This window comes from Methylibium rhizosphaerae, from assembly GCF_006386545.1.
In the GTDB taxonomy this organism is placed as follows: domain Bacteria; phylum Pseudomonadota; class Gammaproteobacteria; order Burkholderiales; family Burkholderiaceae_C; genus Pseudorivibacter; species Pseudorivibacter rhizosphaerae.
This window is the reverse complement of the sequence record NZ_SWAR01000004.1, coordinates 354205-375603: the sequence shown is the minus strand read 5'-3', so window position 1 is coordinate 375603 and position 21399 is coordinate 354205. Positions and strand designations below refer to the sequence as shown.

Annotated in this window: 36 protein-coding genes and 1 tRNA gene; 34 read left to right on the top strand and 3 right to left on the bottom strand. The window is 64.6% G+C overall.

What is annotated here, in order from left to right; genetic code table 11:
• The 32 genes from E8D38_RS05460 to E8D38_RS05305 all read left to right on the top strand — a co-directional run.
• Positions 1-125 (top strand): EF-Tu C-terminal domain-related protein (locus tag E8D38_RS05460; protein WP_484208232.1); only part of this gene is annotated, 125 nt, incomplete at its 5' end.
• A 155-nt stretch (positions 126-280) separates the two neighbouring features.
• Positions 281-592, top strand: coding sequence for a 30S ribosomal protein S10 (rpsJ, locus tag E8D38_RS05455; RefSeq protein WP_104357074.1), 312 nt, complete (start codon positions 281-283; stop codon positions 590-592).
• A 168-nt stretch (positions 593-760) separates the two neighbouring features.
• Positions 761-1432 (top strand): 50S ribosomal protein L3, encoded by a 672-nt coding sequence (gene rplC, locus E8D38_RS05450; RefSeq protein WP_140626705.1) that lies wholly within the window; start codon positions 761-763, stop codon positions 1430-1432.
• Entirely contained in the window at positions 1432-2052 is a 621-nt protein-coding gene (gene rplD / locus E8D38_RS05445; RefSeq protein WP_140626704.1) for a 50S ribosomal protein L4, read from the top strand. Before rplC ends, rplD begins: the two co-directional genes overlap by 1 nt.
• On the top strand, positions 2049-2369 hold the full coding sequence (gene rplW / locus E8D38_RS05440; RefSeq protein WP_140626703.1) for a 50S ribosomal protein L23: 321 nt from the start codon (positions 2049-2051) through the stop codon (positions 2367-2369). The genes rplD and rplW overlap by 4 nt, the downstream gene beginning before the upstream one ends.
• Positions 2369-3193 (top strand): 50S ribosomal protein L2, encoded by an 825-nt coding sequence (gene rplB, locus E8D38_RS05435; RefSeq protein WP_140626702.1) that lies wholly within the window; start codon positions 2369-2371, stop codon positions 3191-3193. The genes rplW and rplB overlap by 1 nt, the downstream gene beginning before the upstream one ends.
• A gap of 12 nt (positions 3194-3205) precedes the next feature.
• Complete coding sequence (rpsS, locus tag E8D38_RS05430) at positions 3206-3481, top strand: 30S ribosomal protein S19 (RefSeq protein ID WP_140626701.1); 276 nt, start codon at positions 3206-3208, stop codon at positions 3479-3481.
• 12 nt (positions 3482-3493) lie between these two features.
• Positions 3494-3823, top strand: a complete 330-nt coding sequence (gene rplV / locus E8D38_RS05425) for a 50S ribosomal protein L22 (protein ID WP_140626700.1) — start codon at positions 3494-3496, stop codon at positions 3821-3823.
• Between the two features lie 8 nt (positions 3824-3831).
• On the top strand, positions 3832-4719 hold the full coding sequence (gene rpsC, locus E8D38_RS05420) for a 30S ribosomal protein S3 (RefSeq protein ID WP_140626699.1): 888 nt from the start codon (positions 3832-3834) through the stop codon (positions 4717-4719).
• Positions 4720-4722: 3 nt separating this feature from the next.
• On the top strand, positions 4723-5139 hold the full coding sequence (rplP, locus tag E8D38_RS05415) for a 50S ribosomal protein L16 (protein ID WP_140626698.1): 417 nt from the start codon (positions 4723-4725) through the stop codon (positions 5137-5139).
• A 15-nt stretch (positions 5140-5154) separates the two neighbouring features.
• The gene (gene rpmC, locus E8D38_RS05410; protein WP_140626697.1) at positions 5155-5358 is read left to right on the top strand and encodes a 50S ribosomal protein L29; all 204 of its coding nucleotides are present in this window, start codon (positions 5155-5157) and stop codon (positions 5356-5358) included.
• Positions 5355-5630: a 30S ribosomal protein S17 gene (gene rpsQ, locus E8D38_RS05405; protein WP_140626696.1), complete on the top strand. Its 276-nt coding sequence runs from the start codon at positions 5355-5357 to the stop codon at positions 5628-5630. Before rpmC ends, rpsQ begins: the two co-directional genes overlap by 4 nt.
• A 105-nt stretch (positions 5631-5735) precedes the next feature.
• Positions 5736-6248 (top strand): peroxiredoxin, encoded by a 513-nt coding sequence (locus E8D38_RS05400; protein WP_140626695.1) that lies wholly within the window; start codon positions 5736-5738, stop codon positions 6246-6248.
• Between the two features lie 209 nt (positions 6249-6457).
• Positions 6458-6826, top strand: a complete 369-nt coding sequence (gene rplN, locus E8D38_RS05395; RefSeq protein ID WP_140626694.1) for a 50S ribosomal protein L14 — start codon at positions 6458-6460, stop codon at positions 6824-6826.
• 24 nt (positions 6827-6850) lie between these two features.
• Positions 6851-7168 (top strand): 50S ribosomal protein L24, encoded by a 318-nt coding sequence (gene rplX / locus E8D38_RS05390; RefSeq protein ID WP_140626693.1) that lies wholly within the window; start codon positions 6851-6853, stop codon positions 7166-7168.
• Positions 7169-7180: 12 nt separating this feature from the next.
• A complete protein-coding gene (gene rplE, locus E8D38_RS05385; RefSeq protein ID WP_140626692.1) occupies positions 7181-7720 on the top strand; it encodes a 50S ribosomal protein L5 in 540 nt (179 codons plus the stop codon).
• 8 nt (positions 7721-7728) lie between these two features.
• Positions 7729-8034, top strand: a complete 306-nt coding sequence (rpsN, locus tag E8D38_RS05380; RefSeq protein ID WP_140626691.1) for a 30S ribosomal protein S14 — start codon at positions 7729-7731, stop codon at positions 8032-8034.
• Between the two features lie 30 nt (positions 8035-8064).
• On the top strand, positions 8065-8460 hold the full coding sequence (gene rpsH / locus E8D38_RS05375) for a 30S ribosomal protein S8 (RefSeq protein WP_140626690.1): 396 nt from the start codon (positions 8065-8067) through the stop codon (positions 8458-8460).
• A 13-nt stretch (positions 8461-8473) separates the two neighbouring features.
• Positions 8474-9007, top strand: a complete 534-nt coding sequence (rplF, locus tag E8D38_RS05370) for a 50S ribosomal protein L6 (RefSeq protein ID WP_140626689.1) — start codon at positions 8474-8476, stop codon at positions 9005-9007.
• 11 nt (positions 9008-9018) lie between these two features.
• A complete protein-coding gene (rplR, locus tag E8D38_RS05365) occupies positions 9019-9384 on the top strand; it encodes a 50S ribosomal protein L18 (protein ID WP_140626688.1) in 366 nt (121 codons plus the stop codon).
• A gap of 26 nt (positions 9385-9410) precedes the next feature.
• Positions 9411-9929, top strand: a complete 519-nt coding sequence (gene rpsE / locus E8D38_RS05360; protein WP_140626687.1) for a 30S ribosomal protein S5 — start codon at positions 9411-9413, stop codon at positions 9927-9929.
• A 23-nt stretch (positions 9930-9952) separates the two neighbouring features.
• On the top strand, positions 9953-10135 hold the full coding sequence (gene rpmD, locus E8D38_RS05355; RefSeq protein WP_140626686.1) for a 50S ribosomal protein L30: 183 nt from the start codon (positions 9953-9955) through the stop codon (positions 10133-10135).
• A gap of 22 nt (positions 10136-10157) precedes the next feature.
• The gene (gene rplO, locus E8D38_RS05350) at positions 10158-10589 is read left to right on the top strand and encodes a 50S ribosomal protein L15 (protein WP_140626685.1); all 432 of its coding nucleotides are present in this window, start codon (positions 10158-10160) and stop codon (positions 10587-10589) included.
• A 35-nt stretch (positions 10590-10624) separates the two neighbouring features.
• On the top strand, positions 10625-11935 hold the full coding sequence (gene secY, locus E8D38_RS05345) for a preprotein translocase subunit SecY (protein ID WP_140626684.1): 1311 nt from the start codon (positions 10625-10627) through the stop codon (positions 11933-11935).
• 25 nt (positions 11936-11960) lie between these two features.
• Positions 11961-12179, top strand: coding sequence for a translation initiation factor IF-1 (gene infA, locus E8D38_RS05340; RefSeq protein ID WP_009855680.1), 219 nt, complete (start codon positions 11961-11963; stop codon positions 12177-12179).
• Between the two features lie 50 nt (positions 12180-12229).
• Positions 12230-12343 carry a 50S ribosomal protein L36 gene (gene rpmJ / locus E8D38_RS05335; RefSeq protein WP_140626683.1) on the top strand — a complete coding sequence of 38 codons (114 nt, stop codon included), beginning with the start codon at positions 12230-12232 and terminating at the stop codon, positions 12341-12343.
• 38 nt (positions 12344-12381) lie between these two features.
• Entirely contained in the window at positions 12382-12747 is a 366-nt protein-coding gene (gene rpsM / locus E8D38_RS05330; RefSeq protein ID WP_140626682.1) for a 30S ribosomal protein S13, read from the top strand.
• 48 nt (positions 12748-12795) lie between these two features.
• Positions 12796-13200 (top strand): 30S ribosomal protein S11, encoded by a 405-nt coding sequence (gene rpsK / locus E8D38_RS05325; RefSeq protein ID WP_140626681.1) that lies wholly within the window; start codon positions 12796-12798, stop codon positions 13198-13200.
• A gap of 227 nt (positions 13201-13427) precedes the next feature.
• Complete coding sequence (gene rpsD, locus E8D38_RS05320) at positions 13428-14051, top strand: 30S ribosomal protein S4 (RefSeq protein ID WP_140626680.1); 624 nt, start codon at positions 13428-13430, stop codon at positions 14049-14051.
• A gap of 146 nt (positions 14052-14197) precedes the next feature.
• Entirely contained in the window at positions 14198-15199 is a 1002-nt protein-coding gene (locus E8D38_RS05315) for a DNA-directed RNA polymerase subunit alpha (RefSeq protein ID WP_140626679.1), read from the top strand.
• 106 nt (positions 15200-15305) lie between these two features.
• The gene (gene rplQ, locus E8D38_RS05310; protein ID WP_140626678.1) at positions 15306-15704 is read left to right on the top strand and encodes a 50S ribosomal protein L17; all 399 of its coding nucleotides are present in this window, start codon (positions 15306-15308) and stop codon (positions 15702-15704) included.
• A 151-nt stretch (positions 15705-15855) separates the two neighbouring features.
• Positions 15856-15932 (top strand) — tRNA-Met (locus tag E8D38_RS05305).
• A 58-nt stretch (positions 15933-15990) separates the two neighbouring features.
• On the opposite strand, the gene E8D38_RS05300 is transcribed toward E8D38_RS05305, so the two are convergent.
• Positions 15991-16200: a DUF3606 domain-containing protein gene (locus tag E8D38_RS05300; RefSeq protein ID WP_140626677.1), complete on the bottom strand. Its 210-nt coding sequence runs from the start codon at positions 16198-16200 to the stop codon at positions 15991-15993.
• Between the two features lie 194 nt (positions 16201-16394).
• On the opposite strand from E8D38_RS05300, the gene E8D38_RS05295 reads away from it, so the two are divergent.
• Positions 16395-16601 (top strand): hypothetical protein, encoded by a 207-nt coding sequence (locus E8D38_RS05295; RefSeq protein ID WP_140626676.1) that lies wholly within the window; start codon positions 16395-16397, stop codon positions 16599-16601.
• A gap of 36 nt (positions 16602-16637) precedes the next feature.
• Here the strand turns inward: E8D38_RS05295 and E8D38_RS05290 are convergent, their stop codons facing one another.
• Positions 16638-18038, bottom strand: a complete 1401-nt coding sequence (locus E8D38_RS05290) for a sigma-54-dependent transcriptional regulator (RefSeq protein ID WP_140626675.1) — start codon at positions 18036-18038, stop codon at positions 16638-16640.
• Between the two features lie 115 nt (positions 18039-18153).
• The gene (locus E8D38_RS05285) at positions 18154-20598 is read right to left on the bottom strand and encodes an ATP-binding protein (protein ID WP_181178936.1); all 2445 of its coding nucleotides are present in this window, start codon (positions 20596-20598) and stop codon (positions 18154-18156) included.
• Positions 20599-20983: 385 nt separating this feature from the next.
• On the opposite strand from E8D38_RS05285, the gene E8D38_RS05280 reads away from it, so the two are divergent.
• Entirely contained in the window at positions 20984-21385 is a 402-nt protein-coding gene (locus E8D38_RS05280) for a PRC-barrel domain-containing protein (RefSeq protein ID WP_140626673.1), read from the top strand.
• Positions 21386-21399 lie beyond the last annotated feature (14 nt).

Genomic DNA, 21399 nt, shown 5'->3' with positions numbered 1-21399 from the left:
GTGACAACGTGACCATCACGGTCAAGCTGATCGCCCCGATCGCCATGGAAGAAGGCCTGCGCTTCGCCATCCGCGAAGGCGGCCGCACCGTCGGCGCCGGCGTCGTCGCCAAGATCGTCGAGTGACATGGTGCCCCCGGGTGCTCGCGCCTGAACGGCGCTGGGCACCCACCCCCGAGGGGTAAGCCTTGCCTTGGGACGGCCCGGCGGCAAGGCGCCCTTCGGCCACACGGTCTTCGTTGCAGCCCTGGGGGCTGCAACACTGCTCTTTAGGAATCACCATGCAAAAGCAAAAGATCCGCATCCGCCTCAAGGCGTTCGACTACAAGCTGATCGACCAGTCGGCCCTCGAGATCGTGGACACGGCCAAGCGTACCGGCGCCATCGTCAAGGGTCCCGTGCCCCTGCCGACGCGCCTGCAGCGTTTCGACATCCTGCGCTCGCCGCACGTGAACAAGACGTCGCGCGACCAGTTCGAGATCCGCACCCACCAGCGCCTGATGGACATCGTCGACCCGACCGACAAGACCGTCGACGCGCTGATGAAGCTGGACCTGCCGGCTGGCGTGGACGTCGAGATCAAGCTGCAGTAAGCAGTGCTCTGAAGGCGAGGCGGTTGCGGGCAAATCCGCGTCTGCTACAATCGCCGGCTCTTCACAAGGTGGCTTCGCGCCGCCTTGATGAAAACCAAAGCGCCGTGGCCCCAGGGTCACGGCTTTTAGTCAGCCCAGCCAATCGATGTTGGGCATTGGAGAAAAACCATGAGTCTTAGCAATCGTCTCGGATTGCTGGGCCGCAAGGTGGGCATGATGCGCATCTTCACGGACGACGGCGACGCCGTGCCCGTGACCGTGCTGGACGTGTCCAACAACCGCGTGACCCAGGTCAAAACCGTTGAGACCGACGGCTACAGCGCCCTGCAAGTGGCGTTTGGTGCGCGCAAGGCTTCGCGCATCACCAAGCCGGAAGCCGGCCACCTCGCCAAGGCGGGTGTCGAAGCTGGTGAGCTTCTCAAAGAATTCCCCGTCTCCGCAGAGATCGCCGCCGAATACAAGGCTGGTTCGACCCTGCCGGTGACGATGTTCGCCGCAGGCCAGGTGGTCGATGTGCAGGGCACCTCGATCGGTAAAGGCTTCACCGGCACCATCAAGCGCCACAACTTCGGTTCGCAGCGCGCATCGCACGGTAACAGCCGCTCGCACAACGTGCCTGGCTCGATCTCGATGGCGCAGGACCCGGGTCGTGTGTTCCCCGGCAAGCGCATGTCGGGCCACATGGGCGACGAGACCGTGACGACGCAAAACCTCGACATCGTGCGCGTTGACGAAGCCCGTCAGCTGCTGCTGGTCAAGGGTGCTGTGCCTGGCGCCAAGGGTGGCTTCGTCACCGTGCGTCCGGCCGTCAAGGTCAAGGCCAAGAAAGGAGCCAACTGATGCAGCTCGAGCTCCTGAACGAACAGGGTCAGGCCGCCTCCAAGGTGGACGCCCCTGACACCGTGTTCGGCCGCGACTACAACGAAGCGCTGGTGCACCAGGTGGTGGTGGCCTATCAGGCCAACGCCCGCCAAGGCACACGCGCCCAGAAGGACCGCGCCACCGTCAAGCACTCGACGAAGAAGCCGTGGCGCCAGAAGGGCACGGGTCGCGCCCGCGCCGGTATGACCTCCTCGCCGCTGTGGCGTGGGGGCGGTCGGATCTTCCCGAACAGCCCGGACGAAAACTTCAGCCACAAGGTCAACAAGAAGATGTACCGCGCCGGCATGGCCGCCATCTTCTCGCAGCTGGCCCGCGAAGGCCGTCTGGCCGTGATCGACTCCATCAAGGTCGACTCGCCCAAGACCAAGCAGCTGGCCGCCAAGCTGAAGGCCATGAACCTCGACCACGTGCTGGTGATCGCCGACCAGGTCGACGAAAACCTGTTCCTCGCGTCGCGCAACCTCGCGAACGTGCTGGTGGTCGAGCCGCGTTATGCCGATCCCCTGTCGCTGGTCTTCTACAAGAAGGTGCTGGTGACCAAGGCCGCGATCGAGCAGCTCAAGGAGATGCTGGCATGAGCGCTCAGCCTCAAAAATTCGATGAGGGCCGCCTGGCCAAGGTGCTGGTCGCGCCGATCGTGTCCGAAAAGGCCACGTCGGTCGCCGAGAAGCACAACCAGGTGCTGTTCAAGGTCCTGCGCGACGCCACCAAGCCCGAGATCAAGGCCGCCGTTGAACTGATGTTCAAGGTCGAGGTCGAGAGCGTTTCGGTGGTCAACCAGAAGGGCAAGGTCAAGCGCTTCGGGCGCTCCATCGGTCGTCGCGACCATGTGAAGAAGGCCTATGTCTCCCTGAAGGAAGGCCAGGAACTCAACTTCTCCGGGGAGGCTGCGTAATGGCCGTCGTCAAAGTCAAACCGACCTCGCCCGGCCGTCGTGCCGTGGTGAAGGTGGTGCACAAGCACCTGCACAAGGGCGCCCCCGAGGCGTCTCTGCTGGAGCCGCAGAAGCAGAAGTCGGGCCGCAACAACAACGGTCACATCACGATGCGCCACAAGGGCGGTGGTCACAAGCACCACTACCGCGTGGTCGACTTCAAGCGCAACAAGGACGGCATTCCGGCGAAGGTCGAGCGCATCGAGTACGACCCGAACCGCACGGCCCATATCGCGCTGGTGTGCTATGCCGACGGCGAGCGTCGCTACATCATTGCGCCGCGTGGCCTGGAAGTGGGCGCGACCGTGCTGAGCGGTGCCGAGGCCCCCATCAAGGCCGGCAACACGCTGCCGATCCGCAACATCCCCGTGGGCTCGACGATCCATTGCGTCGAGATGCTGGCCGGCAAGGGCGCGCAGATCGCACGCTCGGCAGGCACCTCGGTGACGCTGCTGGCTCGCGAAGGCTCGTACGCTCAGGTCCGCCTGCGCTCCGGTGAGGTCCGCAGGATCCACATCGAATGCCGCGCCACGATTGGCGAGGTGTCCAACGAAGAGCACAGCCTGCGCCAGTACGGCAAGGCCGGTGCGAAGCGCTGGATGGGTATCCGCCCGACCGTTCGCGGTGTGGCGATGAACCCGGTGGATCACCCGCACGGTGGTGGCGAAGGCCGCACCGGCGAGGGCCAGGTTCCGGTTTCGCCCTGGAACACCATGACCAAGGGCTACCGTACCCGCAGCAACAAGCGCACGCAGACGATGATCGTCTCGCGTCGCAAGAAATAAAAGGGAACGAACATGTCTCGTTCACTGAAGAAGGGTCCCTTCGTGGACCACCACCTGATCGCGAAGGTCGAGAAGGCCGCCGCCATCAAGGACAAGAAGCCGATCAAGACGTGGTCGCGCCGCTCGACGATCCTGCCCGAGTTCATCGGTCTGACGATCGCCGTGCACAACGGCAAGCAGCACGTCCCCGTGTACGTGACCGACCAGATGGTCGGCCACAAGCTGGGCGAGTTCGCGCTGACCCGCACGTTCAAGGGTCACCCCGCGGACAAGAAGGCGAAGAAGTAAGGAGCGGCGACGATGGAAACCAAAGCAATCGTTCGCGGTGTGCGCCTGTCGGCCGACAAGGGTCGCCTGGTCGCGGATCTGATCCGCGGCAAGAAGGTCGATCAAGCGCTGAACATCCTGACCTTCACGCAGAAGAAGGCCGCCCTCATCGTGAAGAAGGCGCTCGAATCTGCCATCGCCAATGCCGAGCACAACGACGGTGCCGACATCGACGAACTCAAGGTCAAGTCGATCTATGTGGAGCAGGGCGCCACGTTGAAGCGTTTTGCCGCACGCGCCAAGGGCCGCGGCAACCGCATCAGCAAGGGCACGTGCCACATCTTCGTGACCGTCGGCAACTAAGGAAGACCATGGGACAGAAGATTCATCCGGTTGGCTTCCGCCTGCCCGTGACGCGCAACTGGTCGTCGCGCTGGTATGCGTCGAGCCGCAACTTCGCCGGCATGCTGGCCGAAGACCTGCAGGTTCGCGAGTTCCTGAAGGCTCGCCTGAAGAACGCCGCCGTGTCGCGCATCCTGATCGAGCGCCCCGCCAAGAACGCCCGCATCACCATCTTCTCGGCGCGTCCGGGCGTGGTGATCGGCAAGAAGGGCGAGGACATCGAGAACCTGAAGGCCGAACTGACCCGCCGCCTCGGTGTGCCGGTTGCGGTGAACATCGAAGAAGTGCGCAAGCCTGAAATCGATGCTCAGCTGATCGCCGACTCGATCACCCAGCAGCTCGAAAAGCGCATCATGTTCCGCCGCGCGATGAAGCGCGCCATGCAGAACGCCATGCGCCTGGGCGCCCAGGGCATCAAGATCATGTCCGCCGGCCGCCTGAACGGCATCGAAATCGCACGCACCGAGTGGTATCGCGAAGGTCGCGTGCCTCTGCACACCCTGCGCGCCGACATCGACTACGGCTTCTCCGAAGCCAAGACGACCTACGGCGTGATCGGTGTGAAGGTCTGGGTCTATCGTGGTGACCGCCTCGCCAACGGCGAAGCGCCGGTGATCAAGACCGAGGAGCGCGAAGACGACCGCCGCAATCGCCGTGGCCCGCGCAGCGACCGCCCGAGCGGCGATCGCCGCCCGCCGCGCGGTGGCCCGCGTGGTCCGCGTACCGATGCCGCCCCGGCTGATGGCAGCGACAAGCCTGCCGAGGCCGCTGCCGGCGCCGCCGCAGATGCCGGCAAGCCCGCCGTCAAGCGCGTCCGCAAGGCCACGCCGGCCGGCGGCACCGCCAAAGGAGAATAAGCAATGTTGCAACCCGCTCGTCGCAAGTTCCGCAAGGAACAGAAGGGCCGCAACACCGGCATCGCCACCCGCGGTGCCAACGTGTCGTTCGGTGATTTCGGCCTCAAGGCCACCGAACGCGGCCGCATCACGGCCCGCCAGATCGAAGCTGCACGTCGCGCCATTTCGCGCCACGTGAAGCGCGGCGGCCGCATCTGGATCCGCATCTTCCCGGACAAGCCGATCTCTCAGAAGCCTGCTGAGGTCCGCATGGGCAACGGCAAGGGCAACCCCGAGTACTACGTCGCCGAGATCCAGCCGGGCAAGGTGCTGTACGAAATCAACGGCGTGCCCGAAGCGCTCGCTCGCGAAGCGTTCACGCTGGCTGCCGCCAAGCTGCCGCTGCGCACGACTTTCGTCGCGCGCCAGATCGGCGCTTGAGGCAAGGAGAAAGACATGACCAAAGCCTCTGAACTCCGTGGCAAGGATGTGGCCGCGCTCGAGAAGGAAGTGAGCGAGCTGCTGAAGGCCCATTTCGGCCTGCGCATGCAGAAAGCCACTCAGCAACTGGGCAACACCGCCACGCTGGGGAACACGCGCCGCGACATCGCCCGCGCGAAGACCATCCTGGCCGAGAAGAAGAAAGGAGCTGCGAAGTGAACACGCAAGCTCAAGCCGAGAAGAACACCCGCACGCTGGTCGGCCGCGTGGTCAGCGACAAGCGCTCCAAGACGGTCACCGTCCTGGTCGAGCGTCGCGCCAAGCACGAGCTGTACGGCAAGATCGTGGCCCGTTCGCGCAAGTACCACGCTCATGACGAAAAGGGCGAGTACAAGATGGGCGACCTGGTCGAGATCGCTGAAGGCCGGCCGATCTCCAAGACCAAGTCGTGGGTCGTGACCCGTCTGGTCGAGAAGGCCCGGGCCGTCTAAGCGGTACGCGGTTCGAGGGTCATTGCGACCTGCCGAGCCTGAAGACCGGTGCGCTGGAATACTGGCGCCCCGGTCTTTTTCCTTTCCACTCTCAGGAGAAGCGTGATGTTGAAAGTTGGTGACAAGCTGCCCAGCGGCACCCTGCAGGAGTTCATCGAGGTCGAAGGAAACGGCTGCTCGATCGGCCCGAACAGCTTCGACATCGAGAAGGAAACGGCTGGCAAGAAGATCGCGATCTTTGCGCTGCCCGGGGCCTACACGCCAACCTGCTCGGCCAAGCACGTGCCCGGCTTCGTGCAGGAGGCCGACGCGCTGAAGAAGGCGGGCGTGGACGAGATCTGGTGCGTGTCGGTCAACGACGCCTTCGTGATGGGCGCCTGGGGCCGCGACCAGAAGACCGCCGGCAAGGTGCGCATGATGGCCGACGGCAGCGCCGACTTCACCAAGGCGGCCGGCCTGACGCTGGACCTGACCTCCAAGGGCATGGGCGTGCGCTCGCAGCGCTACTCGATGCTGGTGGACAACGGAGTGGTCAAGACGCTCAACATCGAGGCGCCCGGCAAGTTCGAGGTGAGCGACGCCGCCACGATGCTCAAGCAGGCGCAGGAAGTTCGCTGATCCTGCATTTCTGGCTTTGCAGTGGCTTGACAGCTGCTGCAAAGCAGAAGACAATTCAAAGCTTCGCCGGATTTCGTGGGTGCCGTTCGGCGGCCACGGGTTTCGGATCCGCCTTACGCGGTGGCGCCCATGGCGCTCCGACACGGGCCCAAGACTGACTGCGACGAGCGCCACGGTGGCTGCCCGCGCAGGAAAAGTTGGGGACAGACATGATCCAAATGCAATCGCGACTCGATGTCGCTGACAACACGGGTGCCAAGACCGTCATGTGCATCAAGGTGCTGGGTGGCTCGAAGCGTCGTTACGCCGGTATCGGCGACATCATCAAGGTCAGCATCAAGGAAGCTGCGCCGCGTGGCCGCGTCAAGAAGGGCGAGGTCTACAGCGCTGTGGTCGTGCGCACCGCCAAGGGCGTGCGCCGCCAGGACGGCTCCCTGATCAAGTTCGACGGCAACGCCGCCGTGCTGCTGAACAACAAGCTTGAGCCCATCGGCACCCGCATCTTCGGCCCGGTCACCCGCGAACTGCGGACCGAGCGCTTCATGAAGATCGTGTCGCTGGCGCCTGAAGTGCTCTAAGCGTCCGTCGGCAAAGGACAGGTCATGAACAAGATTCGCAAGGGCGACCAGGTCATCGTGTTGACCGGCCGCGACAAGGGCAAGCGCGGCACCGTGTCGGCGCGCATTGATGCCGACCACCTGCTGGTCGAGGGCGTCAATGTCGTCAAGAAGCACGTGAAGCCGAACCCGCTCAAAGGCACGACTGGCGGCATCGTCGACAAGACCATGCCCATCCATCAGTCGAACGTGGCGATCTTCAACCCCGCAACGGCCAAGGCCGATCGCGTGGGCATCAAGGTGGCGGCCGATGGCACGAAGACCCGCGTCTTCAAATCCAACGGCGAAGCCATCAAGGCTTAAGACGAGGACATCATGGCTCGTTTGCAAGAGTTCTATCGCGAGAAAGTGGTGCCGGGTCTGGTCGAGAAGTTCGGCTACAAGTCGGTGATGGAAGTGCCGCGTCTGACCAAGATCACGCTGAACATGGGCGTGAGCGAGGCGGTGTCGGACAAGAAGGTCATGGAGCACGCCGTCGGCGACCTGACCAAGATCGCCGGCCAGAAGCCCGTGGTCACCAAGTCCCGCAAGGCCATCGCCGGTTTCAAGATCCGCGAGAACGTGCCCATCGGCTGCATGGTCACGCTGCGTGGCGTGCGCATGTACGAATTCCTGGATCGTTTCGTGACGATCTCGCTGCCGCGCGTGCGTGACTTCCGTGGTATCTCGGGTCGCGCCTTCGACGGCCGTGGCAACTACAACATCGGCGTCAAAGAGCAGATCATCTTCCCCGAGATCGAGTACGACAAGATCGACGCGATCCGTGGCCTGAACATCAGCATCACGACGACCGCCAAGACCGACGAAGAGTGCAAGGCGTTGCTCGCTGCATTCAAATTCCCGTTCAAGAACTGAGGTGTCACGTGGCAAAACTCTCGATCAAGCAACGTGAGCTGAAGCGCGAAGAACTGGTGGCCAAGTACGCCAAGAAGTATGCCGAGCTCAAGGCCATTGTCGCGGACACCAAGAAGTCCGAGGAGGAGCGTTATGCCGCTCGCCTCGAGCTGCAAAAGCTGCCGCGCAATGCAAACCCGACCCGTCTGCGCAACCGCTGCGAACTGACCGGTCGTCCGCGTGGCACCTTCCGTACGTTCGGCCTGGCCCGCAACAAGATCCGTGAACTGGCCTTCAAGGGCGACATCCCCGGTGTCGTCAAGGCGAGCTGGTAAGCCAGCTAGGACACGAACAGGAGAAATCCAATGAGCATGAGTGATCCTATCGCCGACATGCTGACCCGCATCCGCAACGCGCAGATGGTCGAGAAGACCGCCGTTGTGATGCCGTCGTCGAAGCTGAAGGTCGCGATTGCCCAGGTCCTGAAGGACGAGGGCTACATCGATGGTTACGCCGTCAAGGGCGAGGGTGGCAAGCCCGAGCTCGAGATCGCGCTGAAGTACTACGCCGGTCGTCCGGTGATCGAGCGCCTGGAGCGTGTGAGCCGTCCTGGCCTGCGCATCTACAAGGGCCGTCACGACATTCCGCAGGTCATGAACGGCCTGGGCGTGGCGATCGTGACGACCCCCAAGGGCGTGATGACCGACCGCAAGGCGCGCGCAGCCGGTATCGGCGGCGAAGTGCTCTGCTACGTCGCGTAAGGGAGGCCGAAACATGTCCCGCGTTGGAAAAATGCCGGTCGCCGTCCCGCAAGGCGTGGACGTCGCGATCACGGCCGAACAGATCAGCGTCAAGGGTTCGCTGGGTACGCTGGCGCGTCCCGCTCACCAGCTGGTCGCGGTCAAGAACGAGTCTGGCAAGCTGACCTTCACGCCGGCCAACGAGTCGTCTGAAGCGAATGCGATGTCCGGCACGATGCGTGCGCTGGTGGCCAACATGGTCAACGGCGTGAGCAAGGGCTTCGAGAAGAAGCTCACGCTGGTTGGCGTGGGTTTCCGTGCGCAAGCGCAAGGCCAGAAGCTGAACCTGCAGATCGGTTTTTCGCACCCGGTGGTGAAAGACATGCCTGCAGGCATCAAGGTCGAGACGCCGTCGCAGACCGAAATCGTGATCAAGGGTGCGGACCGCCAGGTGGTGGGCCAGGTCGCTGCCGAAGTGCGCGCGATCCGTCCGCCCGAGCCCTACAAGGGCAAGGGCATCCGCTACGCCGATGAAAAGGTCTCCCTCAAAGAGACCAAGAAGAAGTAAGGAGCGCAGTCATGTTGAACAAGAAGGATCAGCGCCTGCGTCGTTCCCGCCAGACCCGCGCGCGCATTGCCCTGCAACGCGTGGCCCGTCTGACGGTGTTCCGTACCAACCTGCACATCTACGCCAGCGTCATTTCCGACGACGGCACGAAGGTGCTGGCTACCGCTTCGACGGTCGAGAAGGAAGTTCGCGAGCAACTGGGCGCTACCGGCAAGGGTGGCAACGCTGCGGCCGCGACCCTCATCGGCAAGCGCATTGCCGAGAAGGCCAAGGCCGCCGGTGTGGACAAGGTCGCATTCGACCGTGCGGGCTTCGCCTACCACGGCCGGGTGAAGGCCTTGGCCGAAGCCGCGCGTGAAGCCGGCCTCCAGTTCTAAGCGTCAGCCGCGAGAAGGAATTCGAAATGGCAAAGTTTCAACCCAAGGTGGCTGACGAAGGTCGCGACGACGGTCTGCGCGAGAAGATGATCGCGGTGAACCGCGTCACCAAGGTGGTGAAGGGAGGCCGCATCCTCGGCTTCGCCGCACTCACCGTGGTGGGCGACGGCGACGGCCGCGTCGGCATGGGCAAGGGCAAGGCGCGTGAAGTGCCGGTCGCCGTGCAGAAGGCCATGGAGCAGGCACGCCGCAACATGATCAAGGTGAGCCTGAAGAACGGCACCATCCACCACAACGTGGTGGGTGAGCATGGTGCGGCCCGTGTGCTGATGGCACCGGCCAAGCCCGGTGACGGCATCATCGCCGGCGGCCCGATGCGCGCCATCTTCGAAGTGATGGGCGTGACCGACATCGTGGCGAAGAGTCACGGTTCGACCAACCCGTACAACATGGTGCGTGCCACGTTCGACGCGCTGAGCCGTTCGACCACCGCGGCCGAGATCGCGGCCAAGCGCGGCAAGACGGTCGAAGAGCTCTTCAACTGAGCTGGCAGACCTGGAGAGACGTCATGTCCGACAAGAAAACGCTCAAAGTGAAGCTGGTTCGCAGCCCCATCGGGACCCGCGAATCGCACCGTGCCACCGTGCGTGGCCTGGGTCTGCGCAAGCTCAACAGCGTGGCGGTGCTTGAAGACACCCCCGCCGTGCGCGGCATGATCAACAAGGTGAGCTACCTGGTGCAGGTGCAGTAAGCGCCGCGCCTCGGGGAACCCTATGCAACTCAACACCATCAAGCCTGCCAGCGGTGCCAAGCACGCCAAGCGTCGCGTGGGTCGCGGCATCGGTTCGGGCCTGGGCAAGACGGCCGGTCGCGGCCACAAGGGCCAGAAGTCGCGTTCGGGCGGCTATCACAAGGTCGGTTTCGAAGGCGGCCAGATGCCGCTGCAACGCCGTCTGCCGAAGCGCGGCTTCAAGTCGCACCTGCTGAAGTTCAACGCCGAGATCACGCTGGCCGAGCTGGACAAGCTGGGCGCGGCCGAAGTCGATGTGCTGACCCTCAAGCAAGCCGGCCTGGTGCCCGAGATCGCCAAGGTGGTCAAGGTCATCAAGTCGGGCGAGCTGACGAAGAAGGTGGCGCTGAAGGGTATCGGCGCAACGGCTGGCGCCAAGGCGGCCATCGAGGCAGCCGGCGGTTCGCTGGCTTGATCGACGCTCACTGAACAGGCTTCAAGGACTCCTGCGTGGCAACCAACGCGAATCAACTGGCCAAGAGCGGCAAGTTCGGCGACCTCCGTCGCCGGCTGGTCTTCTTGGTGCTGGCGCTCGTGGTCTACCGCATCGGTGCTCACATTCCGGTGCCGGGCATCGACCCCGCCCAGCTGCAGCAGCTGTTCAAGGGCCAGGCGGGCGGCATCCTGAGCCTGTTCAACATGTTCTCGGGCGGCGCGCTCTCGCGCTTCACCGTCTTCGCGCTGGGCATCATGCCCTACATCTCGGCCTCGATCATCATGCAGTTGATGACCTACGTGGTGCCGACGCTGGAAGCGCTGAAGAAGGAAGGCGAGGCGGGCCGTCGCAAGATCACGCAGTACACGCGCTACGGCACGCTGGCGCTGGCGATTTTCCAGTCGCTGGGTATCGCACTCGCGCTCGAAGGTTCGCAGGGCCTGGTCATCAGCCCGGGCTTCGGTTTCCGCATGACGGCGGTGGTGAGCCTGGTGGCCGGCACGATGTTTCTCATGTGGCTGGGTGAGCAGATCACCGAGCGCGGGCTGGGCAACGGCATCTCGATCCTGATCTTCGCCGGCATTGCGGCGGGCCTGCCGAACGCGATCGGCGGTCTGTTCGAGCTGGTGCGCACCGGTGCCATGAGCATCATCGTGTCGATGTTCATCGTTGCGCTCGTCGCGGTAGTGACCTACGTGGTGGTGTTCGTCGAGCGGGGCCAGCGCAAGATCCTGGTGAACTACGCCAAGCGGCAGGTGGGCAACCGCGTCTATGGCGGGCAGTCATCGCACCTGCCGCTGAAGATCAACATGTCGGGCGTGATCCCGCCGATCTTCGCGTCGTCGATCATCCTGCTGCCGGCCACCGTCGTGGGCTGGTTTGCCACCGGCGACAGCCTGCGCTGGCTGAAGGATCTGGCCGGCCTGCTGTCTCCCGGCCAGCCGATCTACGTGATGTTGTATGCGGCAGCCATCGTGTTCTTCTGCTTCTTCTACACGGCGCTGGTGTTCAACAGCCGTGAGACGGCGGAGAACCTGAAGAAGAGCGGTGCCTTCATTCCGGGGATCCGCCCGGGTGATCAGACCGCTCGCCACATCGACAAGATCCTGTCGCGACTGACGCTCGGGGGCGCGGTGTACATCACGCTGGTGTGCCTGCTGCCGGAGTTCCTGGTCCTGAAGTACAACGTGCCGTTCTATTTCGGCGGCACCTCGCTGTTGATCATCGTCGTGGTGACGATGGATTTCTGGGCCCAAGTGCAGTCGTATGTGATGTCTCAGCAGTACGAGTCGCTGCTGAAGAAGGCCAATTTCAAGGCCGGCTGAACGGGGACGGTGACGACGCAGACCTATGGCGAAAGATGACGTCATCCAGATGCAAGGGGAGATACTTGAGAACCTCCCCAACGCCACCTTCCGTGTGAAGCTGGAGAACGGGCACGTGGTGCTCGGTCACATCTCCGGCAAGATGCGCATGCACTACATCCGCATCCTGCCCGGCGACAAGGTGACCGTGGAGCTCACGCCCTACGATTTGAGTCGTGCTCGCATCGTCTTCCGGGCGAAGTGAGCGGTGAGTCGCCAAGACCCGGAAGAGCGTAAGAGGTTTAGGAGAAGATCATGAAAGTAGCCGCATCCGTCAAGCAGATGTGCCGCAATTGCAAGATCATCCGCCGCAAGGGTGTGGTGCGAGTGATCTGCACTGATCCGCGCCACAAGCAGCGTCAGGGCTGAGCCTGCGCCACGCGCGACGACAGAGTTAGAGGACAAACATGGCACGTATTGCTGGTATCAACGTTCCGCCCCAGAAGCACACCGAGATCGGCTTGACCTACATCTACGGTATCGGGCGGCCGACCGCGCAGAAGATCTGCACGGCCTGCGGGATCCCCTTCGACAAGAAGGTGAAGGACCTCACCGACAGCGATCTCGAAAAGATCCGCGAAGAGGTGGGCAAGCTCACGATCGAAGGTGACCTGCGCCGTGAGGTGTCGATCAACATCAAGCGTCTGATGGACCTGGGCTGCTATCGCGGCTTCCGCCATCGCCGTGGCCTGCCGATGCGCGGCCAGCGCACCCGCACGAATGCCCGTACCCGCAAGGGTCCGCGCAAGTCGGCCGCGGCGCTCAAGAAGTAATCAGCGGTGCTCACCGTCGCAACGCTCGAAGATTGAAAGAGAACCAGCATGGCTAAAGCACCTGCGAACACCGCCGCCCGGCGCGTCAGCAAGAAGGTCCGCAAGAACATTGCGGACGGCATTGCGCACGTGCACGCGTCGTTCAACAACACCATCATCACGATCACCGACCGCCAGGGCAACGCGCTGTCCTGGGCTTCCAGCGGTGGCCAGGGCTTCAAGGGCTCGCGCAAGTCCACCCCCTTCGCTGCCCAGGTGGCCGCTGAAGTGGCTGGCCGCGCCGCGCAGGAGCAGGGCATCAAGAACCTGGAAGTGCAGATCAAGGGCCCCGGCCCGGGTCGTGAGTCGTCGGTGCGGGCGCTGGCTGCGCTGGGCATCCGCATCACGATGATCTCCGACGTCACGCCGGTGCCGCACAACGGTTGCCGTCCCCAGAAGCGTCGTCGCATCTGATATTTACCCGCCGAGGGAAGTCGTCGGGCTGGCTCTTTGCCGTTTGCGATAGAATCCCCGGTTCCCCGTCGCCGGCGGGCGCTTTGCGCCGCGCCGGCGGTTTTACTGAAGTCCTCGCTGCGTCGAGGTTTTCATAAGCCCACCGTCTGAGCGCCTCCAACAACACTCGCCAGACTCGCGCACAGTGCTACGGCGCTCGTGCGTCAGATTGACCAAGGACACACAAAGTGGCACGTTACCTGGGACCCAAGGCCAAGCTGGCCCGCCGTGAAGGCACCGACCTCTACCTGAAGAGCGCCCGCCGCGCGATCAGCGACAAGGCCAAGTTCGAATCCAAGCCCGGCCAGCACGGCCGCACCTCCGGCTCGCGCACGTCCGACTTCGGCCTGCAGCTGCGCGAGAAGCAGAAGGTCAAGCGCATGTACGGTGTGCTTGAGCGCCAGTTCCGCCGCTACTTCGCCGAAGCCGAGCGCCGCAAGGGCAACACCGGCGCCAACCTGCTGCTGATCCTCGAGTCGCGTCTGGATAACGTGGTCTATCGCATGGGCTTCGGTTCCACCCGCGCCGAAGCGCGCCAGCTGGTGTCGCACAAGGCCATCACGGTGAACGGCGAAGTGGTGAACATCGCCTCCTACCTGGTGAAGGCCGGCGACGTGATCGCCGTGCGCGACAAGTCCAAGAAGCAGCTGCGCATCGCTGACTCGCTGAAGCTGGCCGAGTCCGTCGGCCTGCCGGGCTGGGTGCAGGTGGACAGCACCAAGTTCGAAGGCGTGTTCAAGAAGGCTCCGGACCGTGACGAGTTCGGCGCGGACATCAACGAATCGCTGATCGTCGAGTTGTACTCGCGCTGATCCTGATTCCGCCATGCCGGCCCGCGGCGGCCGGTGTGTGCACGCAATCGCCTCGTTGGCCGGGCCGGGGCGAAGCCAAACAGCCCGGTTGGTCCATCAGCCTTATCGGCGTAACGAGCCGAGGGTATTGACAGGAACAAAGCTCAATGCAAACCAATTTGCTGAAACCCAAAGCCATCAATGTGGAGCCGCTGTCGGCCACCAAGGGCGAGCATCGCGCCAAGGTGACGCTGGAGCCTTTCGAGCGTGGCTACGGCCACACGCTCGGCAACGCGCTGCGCCGGGTACTGCTCTCTTCGATGGTGGGTTACGCGCCGACGGAGGTGACCATCGCCGGCGTGCTGCACGAGTACTCGACCATCGACGGCGTGCAGGAAGACGTGGTCCACATCATGCTCAACCTCAAGGGCGTGGTGTTCAAGCTGCACAACCGCGACGAAGTCACACTGGTGCTGCGCAAGGAAGGTGAAGGCCCCGTCACGGCCGGCGACATCCAGACGCCGCATGACGTGGAGATCATCAACCCCGACCACGTGATCGCCCATCTGTCGCAAGGCGGCAAGCTGGACGTGCAGATCAAGGTCGAAAAGGGCCGTGGCTATGTGCCGGGCAACCTGCGCCGCTACGGCGACGAGCCCACCAAAGCCATCGGCCGCATCGTTCTCGACGCCTCGTTCTCGCCGGTCAAGCGGGTGAGCTACACCGTCGAAAGCGCCCGTGTGGAGCAGCGCACCGACCTCGACAAGCTGGTGATGGAGATCGAGACCAACGGCGCCATCACGCCGGAAGAAGCGATCCGTGCATCGGCCAAGATCCTGGTGGAGCAACTCGCCGTGTTCGCGCAGCTCGAGGGCAGCGACCTCGCCGCCTTCGACCAGCCGGCCGCCCAGCGCAGCCAGCAGTTCGACCCGATCCTGCTGCGCCCGGTCGACGAGCTCGAGCTCACCGTGCGTTCGGCCAACTGCCTGAAGGCCGAAAACATCTACTACATCGGTGACCTGATCCAGCGTACCGAGACCGAGCTGCTCAAGACCCCGAACCTGGGTCGCAAGTCGCTCAACGAGATCAAGGAAGTGCTGGCCTCGCGTGGTCTCACGCTGGGCGCCCGCCTCGAGAACTGGCCCCCGCAAGGTCTCGACAAGCGCTGATTCGATCTGAACTGATCTGAAGAAGAGTGGGCGGCCGCAGCGCCGCCCGGTGCACCCGGCAGTACCTGATACGGCTGCCGGTTTTTGATAAGGAAAGGAAAGCACCATGCGTCATCGTCAAGGTCTGCGCAAGCTGAACCGCACGTCCGAGCACCGCCTCGCGATGCTGCGCAACATGACCAACTCGCTGCTCACGCACGAAGCCATCAAGACCACCCTGCCCAAGGCCAAGGAACTGCGCCGCGTCGTCGAGCCGCTGATCACGCTGGCCAAGGAGCCCACGCTGGCCAACCGCCGTCTGGCTTTCAACCGCACGCGCGACCGCGATGTGGTGACGAAGCTTTTCGACGAACTGGGTCCGCGCTACAAGGCACGTCCGGGCGGCTACACCCGCATCCTGAAGATGGGTTTCCGCGTCGGTGACAACGCGCCGATGGCTTTCGTCGAGCTGGTGGACCGCCCCGAGCCCACCGAAGCTGAAGGCACCGAAGCCACTGCTGAGTAAGCACTGCTGCCTGGCGCGCCGCGCCACCCGGAAGAAGGCCAGCCCAGTGCTGGCCTTTTTGCTTTCTCACGGATGAGTGGCGGGCCCTTGTGATTTGTTCTGCACCACTGGCGGACGCACAACAAACCGTGCTAGAATAGCTCTCTTCTGACGCGGGATGGAGCAGTCTGGTAGCTCGTTGGGCTCATAACCCAAAGGTCGAAGGTTCAAATCCTTCTCCCGCAACCAAATTCAAAACGCCCACATGCCTGTGGGCGTTTTCATTTCCGGCCCTCGTACGTGCGGTTTACGACTGCAGGTCCAACGGCAGGGGCAACTGGCGATCAGCCAGGAACTGGCGCACCGCATCCACATGCGTCCCGGCTTCCTGCACGGCACGATGCAACTCGTCTGCGCTGACGTCCAGGACCTTGGTCCAGTAGGACACGTCCAGCACGCCCGTGAGGTTGATGTTGCGCTGGTCCCACCCAAACGCGTCGATCTGCGGTCGGATCATCTGCAGCCTCCTTTTTGCGCGAAGCTGAGTGAGCAAGGGGCATGCCCGTGAGGCGGCGCCTTTGCTTCCTGTGAGCACATGGAACAGACCGAAATCTGCCGGCAAGAACTGCTGGCAGCGTGCAACCCTTGCCGGTCCTGGCGCCGGCGGGCATGGAGACTGCCGGTCAAGGCATCGCCCGTGAGGAGACCGCCATGCCCCTGCCCCGACACCTGCATTCGACGCCTCCACCGCCGGAGCATCGGATTCCCAAGCCACCCGACAACAGGGAGCGCCATGACCAGCCGGTGCCGGTGGACCTGCCGCCTGAGCCGGTGCTTCCCGAGCCCACGCAAGACGCTCCTTCGCATCGCGTCATCAGCCACCGGCTGCCCGCCGGCGTGAGACGTATCCTGCACTGATGGAAGAGGGAAAAGCAGCTCAGGCGGGCCGCGTGGTCAGGTCGGAGACGAATCCTGCGTCGCGTCGGCCGCGTGTGGGTCGTGCGCGGCGCCGGACTCGTGCGCGTATTCCTTGAGCCGGTTGTAGAGCGTCTTCAGGCTGATGCCCAACGCGGCCGCAGTCTTTTCCTTGTGGTTGCCGAAGCGCTGCAGTGTCGCCAGGATGAGCGTCCTCTCGGCCTGCGCGAGTGGGGTGCCCACCTTCACCGTGACGAACTCGCCTTGCGCGGTGACGACCTTCGGCGCGTCGAACTGCAGCCAGGTGTCGCCGATCTCATTGCCCTCTTCCATGAGGTAGATGCGCTGCACGACGTTGCGCAACTCCCGCACGTTGCCCGGCCACCGGTACCCCTGCATGCGTTCGATCGCCGCCTGGTTGAACCGCTTGTGCTGGCCTTCGCGCTTGCAGATGTCCTGAAGGAAATGCTCCGCCAGCAACGGGATGTCCTCACGCCGGTCGGACAGCGGCGGCAGGTGGATCGGAAACACGTTGAGCCGGTACAGCAGGTCTTCGCGCAGCTTGCCCTGCGACACAGCCTGCTCAGGCACCCGGTTGGTCGCGGCGATCACCCGCACGTCGGTCTCTTGCGACTGGGTGGAGCCCACCCGCATGAAGGTCCCGGTTTCCAGCACGCGCAGCAGCTTGACCTGCAGTTCGGCCGGCATCTCGGTGATCTCGTCCAGGAACAGCGTGCCGCCGTGCGCCCGCTCGAAGAAGCCCAGGTGCTGCCGGTCGGCCCCGGTGAAGCTGCCCTTCTCGTGGCCGAAGATCTCGCTTTCCATCAGGTGCGGCGAGATCGCGCCGCAGTTCACCGCGAGGAAGGGCTGCTTGCGGCGCCGGGAGAGGTCGTGGACCATGCGCGCCACGACTTCCTTGCCGGTACCGGACTCGCCGGTCACCAGCACCGTCACTGCCGTGCCGGCCACGCGGGCGATCTGTTCATACACCCGCTGCATGGCCGGCGAGCGGCCCCACAGCAGTCCGAAGCGGCCGGTGCGCTCGTACTCGGCGCGCAGATCGGCAATCTCGGCCTGCAGTGCCGAGGGCCGCATCACCCGCGACAGGATGCCTTGCAGCTGCTTGATGTTGAACGGCTTGACGAGGTAGTCGGCCGCTCCCAGGCGCAGGGCCTGGATCGAAGTCTCGAGGCTCGCATGTCCGGTGATCAGCACCACCTCGGTGTTGGCGAGCGCATTGGGCTGGTCGAAAAGCTCCATGCCGCTGCCGTCGGGCAGCATCAGGTCGAGCAGCACGATGTCGGGCGTCTGCAGCGCCAGCTGCCGGCGCGCCTCGCGCAGGTTCTTTGCAGTGGCGACAGTGAAACCTTCAGCCGCAATCAGCGCGGCCATCATCTCGGCGGAGTCTGCGTGGTCTTCAACAACGAGAGCGTGTCCCATGGTGACTCCCTTCTACGAATGCATGTAGGTGTTTTCGATCTGCAGGCCGGCGGGAGCCGCCTGCAATTCATTATGGGCGCGGCCTGCGAGCAGGCGCGATGCAACCCGCGAAGGTTCAGGGTGGCACATCGGACGCCTTGGTCTGCAACAGCTTGTTGACCACGACCACCAGCTGCTTGGGATCGACCGGCTTGCCAATGTGTTCGTCGAATCCGGCGGTGAGCGCGCGGTCGCGGTCCTTGTCCGTCACGAAGGCGGTGAGGGCCACGCAGATCATCGGCGTGCGCCTGGCCTGGCGCTGCTCCAGCGCGCGCACGCGACGCAGCAGGCTGTAGCCGTCCTCGTCGGGCATCGCAATGTCGGAGATGAGCACCTGCGGCTGGTGCTCGGCCGACACCGTCTCCAGGTAGGCGTACACCGCGGCGACCGACGAAAACGCCACCGTGCGCGCCTGGTGGCGGCCCAGCAGCAGCTCGAGGATCTGCCGCGCCTCGACGTCGTCGTCGACGATCGCGATGCGGCAGCCCGCCAGCAGCTGGCCGGCGATCCGCTCGTCGTCCGGACGTCCCGGTGCTTCGCCGGGCGCGGTGCCGTTGTGGCGGCCCACCGGCAGCTCGATGGTGAAGGTGGCGCCCTGTCCCGCGCCGGGGCTGCGCGCCTTGAGGCTGCCGCCATGCAGCTCGACCAGCTGACGTGCCAGCGCGAGCCCGAGCCCCAGCCCGCTCTGGCGCCGCGTGGAGGCGTCGGCCGCCTGCCGGAACGGGTCGAAGATGCGTGGCAGCAGGGCGGGCTCGATGCCGATCCCGGTGTCGTTCACGCTGATCAGCACGGTGCCATCGCGCCGGCTGGTGCTGACTTCCACCCTGCCCAGGTCCGGCGTGAACTTCACCGCATTCGACAAGAGGTTCACCAGCGCCTGGCGCAATCGGTCGGGGTCGGCATGCACCGTCTCCGCCAGCACGCTGTGCTGCACCCGCAGTGCTATCTGCTTGGCCGCCGCCGCCGGCCTCACCACGTCGACCGCCTGCTCGATCAGCGGTGCCAGTGCCGCCGGCCTCAGCTCGAGCTTGATCTTGCCGCGCAGCAGCCGCTGGGTGTCGAGCATGTCGTCCACCAGCTGCGCCTGCGCCTGGGTGTTGCGGTCGATCGCGTCGAGCATGCGCAGCTGCGAATGGGTGAGCTCGCCGGTCTGCCGCAGCACATGCGCCCAGCCGCGGATGGCGTTGAGCGGCGAGCGCAGCTCGTGCGACACCACGGCCAGGAACTCGTCCTTGGCAGAGGCCTGCGCCTCGGCTTCGCGGCGCGCTTCGCGTTCCAGCGCCAGCACCACTTCGCAGCCGGTGTCCCACACCTTGCGTTCGGTGATGTCCTCGACGATGCCGCCGATGCAGGTGACCGCGCCGCCGGGCGCGGTGTGCAGGTGGAACCGGCGGTCGCGCACCCACACCGGCGTGCCGTCCGGGCGGCGTACCCGGTACTCGCGCACCGGCTCCTTGTCGCCGGCCCCCGCGGTGGGGCGGTAGAACGGCTGCGGCAGCAGCACCGGTGCCGGCGTGATCACGCCCTGGTTCCACTTCAGCGGATCGGCCTTCAGCGCTTCCACGCTCACGCCCCACAGCGACTCGAACGCCGGGCTCACGTAGAGCAGCTCGCCGCGGTCCGCATCGGCGATCCAGAACACGTCGTCGCTGCTGTTGGCGAACTGCGCAAAGCGGTGTTCGCTCTCGCGCAGCGCTTCAAGCGCAGCCTGCTGGCGTGTGATGTCGTAGAAGATGCACAGCACGCTGTCCACATGGTCGACGCGGTCCGCCTCGGGGATCAGGCGGCAGACGTAGTGCCGGCTGGGCGCGACGTTGTGGACGGTGAACTCGCAGCGCTGTGCTTCGTTCTGCGCGAGCGCCAGCAAGGCGGCCGGCCGCAGCGCGGCGGCCGCCACCGCGGGCAGCCCGGCTTCCTCGAAGGTGTGGCCCACCAGTTGCGGGCGGGGGCGGTCGAAACATCGCGCGACCGCGTCGTTGGCGTAGACGAAGCGCAGCTGCCGGTCCAGGCGTGCCACGCCGTCGGGCGAGTTCTCCACGAGCGTGCGGAACTCGCGCTCGCGCCGGTCGAGGGCGAGTGCCGCGCGCTTCTGCTGCTCGATCTCGGTGACGACGCCGGCCCACAGGCTGACCTCGCCCCCGGCGCCGAGCACGGCCTTCATGCGGATCAGGTGCCAGAGAAACTCGCCGCGGGCATTGCGCAGCCTGAACTGCGCTTCGAAGGAACCACCGTCACCACGGGTGGCCTGCCAGCGCCCGGCCAGCACCGCATGGTCGTCAGGGTGGACGAGGACGCCCCACTCGGACTCGAGGCTCTTGGCGTCGGCCGCGCCGGTGTAGGCCAGCCATTGACGGTTGACGTAGGCGGCGCGCCCGTCAGCAGACGCCACGAACAGCAGCGTCGGCACGGTGTTGGCGAACTCGCCGATCGCGAATCCGCCGAAGAGATCATCCGGCGCGGTATCGAGCGCGAGGATCTTGGTGTGCGGAGGGCTCAGCACAGGACCTTGGATCGCAGTCACGAAAACTCGCCAATGAAAAGGATGGATAAGGCTCGGGATTCCTGAAGGGGCGACGGTGCTGCCCGCAATCGCAAGCCAGCCGCCCCGGCATCGAAAGCGCAAATTGCGTGCCCATGCCGCACGCTCGCGCGAGGCGCCGCCCGGCATGCGGCGCAGGCACTGGCGTTGCTGCGCAACACCATCGCAGGAGCACCTCGATGCGCTCGCCATACACGGCTGCCGGGAGGTAAGCCCTGCCGCTGGATCGGTATTTCCTACAGAGCTCATCCGCCCAAGACATGTCCAGCTGGGCATGTGCGTTGCCGCCTCCTCGACACAGAAGTTGCGCAGCAGCCGTTGCGCAGCCGCCTGGTTGTCCATCGCACTCTGAAAGGATTCCTCCGCCATGAACGCAGCAATATCAGGCGGCGCACGCATCGACACCAATGCCAGCGGGCCGGGCCCCCGATTGATGACGGCCTCGACGCTCACCGGCGACAAGGTCATCAACCGCGAAGACGAAACGCTGGGGACGGTCGACGAGATCATGCTCGACGTACCGCGCGGCAAGATCGCCTACGCGGTCATGTCGTCGGGCGGCGTGCTGGGCATGGGTGAGCGCCTCTTCGCCATCCCCTGGCATGCCCTGGTGCTCGACACCGACCGCAAGTGTTTCGTGCTCGATGCCCCGCGCGAGTTGTTCGACAACGCCCCCGGCTTCGACAAGGACCATTGGCCGAGTCAGGCCGACGAGCAATGGCATCGCAGCGTGCACGCCTACTACCGTGCCCCGCTGTACTGGGACTGAACACTGAACATTCC

Bases quoted from the DNA above. Each gene is read 5' to 3' on its own strand.
- rpmC (WP_140626697.1), top strand. From the start codon at position 5,155: ATGACCAAAGCCTCTGAACTCCGTGGCAAGGATGTGGCCGCGCTCGAG.
- rplV (WP_140626700.1), top strand. From the start codon at position 3,494: ATGGAAACCAAAGCAATCGTTCGCGGTGTGCGCCTGTCGGCCGACAAG.
- rpsJ (WP_104357074.1), top strand. From the start codon at position 281: ATGCAAAAGCAAAAGATCCGCATCCGCCTCAAGGCGTTCGACTACAAG.
- rplX (WP_140626693.1), top strand. From the start codon at position 6,851: ATGAACAAGATTCGCAAGGGCGACCAGGTCATCGTGTTGACCGGCCGC.
- rpmJ (WP_140626683.1), top strand. From the start codon at position 12,230: ATGAAAGTAGCCGCATCCGTCAAGCAGATGTGCCGCAATTGCAAGATC.
- rpmD (WP_140626686.1), top strand. From the start codon at position 9,953: ATGTCCGACAAGAAAACGCTCAAAGTGAAGCTGGTTCGCAGCCCCATC.
- rplO (WP_140626685.1), top strand. From the start codon at position 10,158: ATGCAACTCAACACCATCAAGCCTGCCAGCGGTGCCAAGCACGCCAAG.
- rpsH (WP_140626690.1), top strand. From the start codon at position 8,065: ATGAGCATGAGTGATCCTATCGCCGACATGCTGACCCGCATCCGCAAC.
- rplR (WP_140626688.1), top strand. From the start codon at position 9,019: ATGTTGAACAAGAAGGATCAGCGCCTGCGTCGTTCCCGCCAGACCCGC.
- rpsK (WP_140626681.1), top strand. From the start codon at position 12,796: ATGGCTAAAGCACCTGCGAACACCGCCGCCCGGCGCGTCAGCAAGAAG.
- rpsE (WP_140626687.1), top strand. From the start codon at position 9,411: ATGGCAAAGTTTCAACCCAAGGTGGCTGACGAAGGTCGCGACGACGGT.
- E8D38_RS05280 (WP_140626673.1), top strand. From the start codon at position 20,984: ATGAACGCAGCAATATCAGGCGGCGCACGCATCGACACCAATGCCAGC.
- rpsS (WP_140626701.1), top strand. From the start codon at position 3,206: ATGTCTCGTTCACTGAAGAAGGGTCCCTTCGTGGACCACCACCTGATC.
- E8D38_RS05300 (WP_140626677.1), bottom strand. From the start codon at position 16,200: ATGATCCGACCGCAGATCGACGCGTTTGGGTGGGACCAGCGCAACATC.
- E8D38_RS05400 (WP_140626695.1), top strand. From the start codon at position 5,736: ATGTTGAAAGTTGGTGACAAGCTGCCCAGCGGCACCCTGCAGGAGTTC.
- E8D38_RS05290 (WP_140626675.1), bottom strand. From the start codon at position 18,038: ATGGGACACGCTCTCGTTGTTGAAGACCACGCAGACTCCGCCGAGATG.
- E8D38_RS05315 (WP_140626679.1), top strand. From the start codon at position 14,198: ATGCAAACCAATTTGCTGAAACCCAAAGCCATCAATGTGGAGCCGCTG.
- rpsM (WP_140626682.1), top strand. From the start codon at position 12,382: ATGGCACGTATTGCTGGTATCAACGTTCCGCCCCAGAAGCACACCGAG.
- rplB (WP_140626702.1), top strand. From the start codon at position 2,369: ATGGCCGTCGTCAAAGTCAAACCGACCTCGCCCGGCCGTCGTGCCGTG.
- rplE (WP_140626692.1), top strand. From the start codon at position 7,181: ATGGCTCGTTTGCAAGAGTTCTATCGCGAGAAAGTGGTGCCGGGTCTG.
- rplD (WP_140626704.1), top strand. From the start codon at position 1,432: ATGCAGCTCGAGCTCCTGAACGAACAGGGTCAGGCCGCCTCCAAGGTG.
- infA (WP_009855680.1), top strand. From the start codon at position 11,961: ATGGCGAAAGATGACGTCATCCAGATGCAAGGGGAGATACTTGAGAAC.
- rplF (WP_140626689.1), top strand. From the start codon at position 8,474: ATGTCCCGCGTTGGAAAAATGCCGGTCGCCGTCCCGCAAGGCGTGGAC.
- rplP (WP_140626698.1), top strand. From the start codon at position 4,723: ATGTTGCAACCCGCTCGTCGCAAGTTCCGCAAGGAACAGAAGGGCCGC.
- rplN (WP_140626694.1), top strand. From the start codon at position 6,458: ATGATCCAAATGCAATCGCGACTCGATGTCGCTGACAACACGGGTGCC.
- E8D38_RS05295 (WP_140626676.1), top strand. From the start codon at position 16,395: ATGCCCCTGCCCCGACACCTGCATTCGACGCCTCCACCGCCGGAGCAT.
- rplW (WP_140626703.1), top strand. From the start codon at position 2,049: ATGAGCGCTCAGCCTCAAAAATTCGATGAGGGCCGCCTGGCCAAGGTG.
- rplC (WP_140626705.1), top strand. From the start codon at position 761: ATGAGTCTTAGCAATCGTCTCGGATTGCTGGGCCGCAAGGTGGGCATG.
- rpsC (WP_140626699.1), top strand. From the start codon at position 3,832: ATGGGACAGAAGATTCATCCGGTTGGCTTCCGCCTGCCCGTGACGCGC.
- rplQ (WP_140626678.1), top strand. From the start codon at position 15,306: ATGCGTCATCGTCAAGGTCTGCGCAAGCTGAACCGCACGTCCGAGCAC.